This window comes from Parashewanella hymeniacidonis (assembly GCF_016900895.1).
Classification (GTDB): Bacteria; Pseudomonadota; Gammaproteobacteria; order Enterobacterales; family Shewanellaceae; genus Parashewanella; species Parashewanella hymeniacidonis.
The window spans coordinates 1-3,725 of the sequence record NZ_JAFEUN010000201.1; the positions used below are offsets into that span (position 1 = coordinate 1).

Sequence of the window (3,725 nt, forward strand, 5' to 3'; positions counted from 1 at the left end):
TGTTTTGTAGTGAAATTGATGCAAAATCTAAGAAATCTTGCTTTTGGGGTACGGCTCTGAATTTTGCGTAAATCAGATGCCGTACATTTTAACTCTTGAAATGGATTTTTTCAGAACCGACTACTTACTCTGCTCATAAAGTCGTAATTTTTGAACTTAACAAAGCTATTAGTGCACAATAGCACTTGCTGGCTTTGGGCAATTCCGAAGTATTGTCCAGAAGAGTGCTAATGCAAGAGCCGCTTTAGCGGCTGTTCATGTAATTGAGCAATCTTAATATCAACTAGTGATAAGAAAATAAAACCCTTTTTCCTGGGTGTAAGCTGGATGATGTTTAGGGGCTATATTCAGTACCTTTTCATCTGATAAAGATGTGGATTCTGTCCATTTACCTTCAAGTGCAAGCATTACATTTTCGGAAGTTATTTCTACTTCAGAATCTTCGTTAAAATCTTTTAAAAAACCTGACACAGCTTCTGATACAGTCGTGTCTCTTGTAACACTTACCTTAAATTCTATAGCTAAAAAATTTACAAAACTTATTATTTCGTTTTCAGAATCTGGTTTTTTCGTATCTTTATAGGGACTAGCTTGAAGCGTAGTAGAATTCATTGCTTGCATATAAAAACCTTAACGATGTAACACCATAAAACTTAACATAACATAGTTCACACAAGAATTAGATTAGGAATAATTAATAATAGATTTATATCCAGCTTCCACCTAATAAATCCCTCCTGAGATGCCTAATTTGACTGCGTTATTTGAAAATTATTCCTGTCCAAAAATGAGTTAGTTGTATCTAAATTGTTTAGATTTCAACTGGCTACTGCTATCCATATAGTTGAGGGGGAAATCTGAGATTTGGGCTTATAGCAATTACACACCCCAGAACTCAATTTCTAGGTATTCAGGTTAAATTTTTAGCTCTAGTCTTCGAGCTGATGCTTAGACAATAAATTACATCGCTCTTCTGCTATTTCAGATATGCTATCAACGACACATTCTAGCATGTGAGCGAACATGGTATTATTTATCTCCTTTCCATCCGCAGAGCCAGTTGCTTCCTCTTGGGTTGTATCTCCTATTTCGTCATAGGTTAGTTCATGTGTATAACCATAAATAGCATTCATTTTGTACTGTAGCGTCCCAATCTGCACTCTCGGGACTGGAATATGAGCACGAGTATATTTAGTGCTTAAATCGACGCCTTTTTCTCTTAAAATGCCCTGAGAGAGGTAATCATGACATGTGTTTATATTCGTTATATTTGCTGTCCTTATTCGCTTTTGACCTATTTCCATCCGAGAGAGGGGGGACAAGCCAGCCGAATTAAAAGCAACAGTATCAATTTGTTGCATTGCACCAGCATATTCAACAATTTGCCCGCCAAGAGAGTGCCCTGCAAGCTTTATATGTTCCTTATCATGCAAGTCAGCGAAGCATTTTACAATGTCATTACCTGTTAAAATATGTTCATCAGTAAAAACCGAAGCCGTTACCGCCGAACCCATTCCTGATGGGCCATGGATTCCACCGAAAAAAAGCTTTATCTTGTTTTCAACAGTATCTTTTAAAACAAGCAAATGATTAGCCGTGTATAAGTCTGGCTGTAAAAAACCACTATCAGGGTTATAAGCATGCTGCCATTTTCTTGGAATATCTTCTATTGTTGCAAACTCATACCCATCAGGAAGCTTGGGTTTTTCAATTGCTCCGACATGCAAATATAATTCTTCTAAGAGAAGTTCTGAATCTTTTTGATATACCTTCGCAACGTCTTTTGATAGTGGTTGCTGAACCATACGTTGCTCCGGAGTGTCTCCCTTATACATTTGAATTTTTTTTGCGGCAACTGAGTACCCTATCGCACATAATCCCAGCGTTAACTTTATTGAACCATTAATTGTATTTCCCAAGCCATTCGCAATGAATCCAACAATAGATGCAGGCAAGCAAATTAATTTGAATGTCCTATTTTGCTGATACCAACATGTATGAGTTAGGTGCTGACCAAGACATTTCAATGGATTATAGGCTAACGCTCGGCTTAATGAACCAAAAGCAACGCTACCGAAAGGTGCATAATGATGCCCACAATGTGTATTTGTAGCCCTTTCTTGCGCTTTTATATTTCTTAGACTGTCTTGGTTAACTTCTGGCACATTTAAGTCAGGTTGAATTAAAGGTGTATTACCTGCCGCTTCTTTAGCTGTAGTTTTGTGTGGTAATACATTCTGAAAATACATAGTTAACGGCCAAGGTTCAACTGGTGTAGACAATGCTGAGTGGGATTTAAAAACTTATCTTGAACTAGGATATTTTTATCTTTTAGTCCTTTGACTGTATTAATAAATTCAGATAAACAGGAAAGAAACGTGGAGCCATCAATTGCTTCTATCGATAAAGCAAAAGTTAACGTGATTGCATCTTTAGCTTCACTCAATGCAAGGTGAGCACCATTGGTTAATATACCAAACGCATTGGCTTCTAGAGTATTAACATAAGCAGCTTCTCTTGCTTGCTGCTCTTTGGGTAATTCAATGATTTTAGAATAAAAAAATATTGCCCCAGCAAGATCGCTCACTTCAACCGTGACACTGAAACCGCCACAGTTCAATTGGATGTGACCATTTTCCTCAAGCTTTAACTGTAGCCCCAATTGCAGGCCTAATTGTTCAAACCAAAGGTTTATAGCATCATAAATATTGCCTTGATTAGATTTCACCTTGATAGATACACCTTTTAATAAAAACCAAAAGAGTAGTAACTGAAATAAAAACTTGAGCCTTAACATAAATATTCAGATATTAATTAGTGTGTCAACTAAGTCGTCAAAATACCAATTAATTTATATTTAGAGACCGTGTGCAATCACTAATACTTTATTGTGCGTAGTGGGTTTAGTTCAATACTTGGTTAGCTAATATAGACTTAGATTATCTAATGCTAAATTATATCTAATTTTTGTGTTTTGAAACACGAAATTGTCGGATAAACGACACCTGTTACCAGATGCCGTTCTCCTAAGAACCGTACGTGCAACTTTCACTGCATACGGCTCAAGCCTCCACTAAGGCATATTATGTTACCCAGCAACATCACAACGCAGGCATGACAGGTTCAAACCAAGAGTTTCTGCTTTGCCTATTAAGCTTACGCCTTTGTAAATAAGCCGTATGCTCAGGATCGTAAGGCGTTGCAGCACCTCTGATTTTCACATGCCGTTCAATTGGTGTTTTGGCTATTTCAACAAGATTAAACGCACAGTCCATGCCCGCTATTTTCTGACGTCCATGAAATAGCCAGTAGCCATTTCTATCCAGAAAATATTTTCTTGCCACCCACTGTTTCCCTTTTGTGATGTGTTTTCTAACAGCCCATCGCCACAACGCTAGAAATAATTGATGTCCTACATATCCGAAGACTTTCTTTGCAACGCAATGATGGTAATAATTAGCCCATCCTCTCAGCTTTGGATTTAACAACTTGATTAAATCATTAACTGAGACAGTTGCATGCTTTCTTATCAGTTGACGTAGATTTCGCAAAAATAACAGTGTATTGCTCTTACTTGGTTTAATAAGCAGTTTGCCTTTGTACCTGTCTCTTGATCAGATCTCAGAGCATTTCTCCGTCAGCTAGCATTTCTTTCGCCATCCTATATCCAACGACATAAGATTGAAGGGTATCCCAACCTTCCCAAATCGTTTCCCAGCCTGCTA

At 37.6% G+C, this 3,725-nt stretch carries 4 protein-coding genes; all 4 read right to left on the reverse strand.

Annotated features, from left to right (window positions below):
- Positions 1-279: 279 nt before the first annotated feature.
- A complete protein-coding gene (locus tag JQC92_RS21410) occupies positions 280-621 on the reverse strand; it encodes a hypothetical protein (protein ID WP_205001562.1) in 342 nt (113 codons plus the stop codon).
- 308 nt (positions 622-929) lie between these two features.
- Positions 930-2,249, reverse strand: coding sequence for a hypothetical protein (locus JQC92_RS21415; protein ID WP_205001563.1), 1,320 nt, complete (start codon positions 2,247-2,249; stop codon positions 930-932).
- 2 nt (positions 2,250-2,251) lie between these two features.
- Positions 2,252-2,728: a CesT family type III secretion system chaperone gene (locus JQC92_RS21420; RefSeq protein WP_205001564.1), complete on the reverse strand. Its 477-nt coding sequence runs from the start codon at positions 2,726-2,728 to the stop codon at positions 2,252-2,254.
- A gap of 373 nt (positions 2,729-3,101) precedes the next feature.
- On the reverse strand, positions 3,102-3,551 hold the full coding sequence (locus JQC92_RS21425; protein WP_239480674.1) for a group II intron maturase-specific domain-containing protein: 450 nt from the start codon (positions 3,549-3,551) through the stop codon (positions 3,102-3,104).
- Positions 3,552-3,725 lie beyond the last annotated feature (174 nt).

Excerpts from the sequence above, each read along its gene's own strand:
- JQC92_RS21415 (WP_205001563.1), bottom strand. The coding sequence starts at position 2,249 with ATGTATTTTCAGAATGTATTACCACACAAAACTACAGCTAAAGAAGCG.
- JQC92_RS21410 (WP_205001562.1), bottom strand. The coding sequence starts at position 621 with ATGCAAGCAATGAATTCTACTACGCTTCAAGCTAGTCCCTATAAAGAT.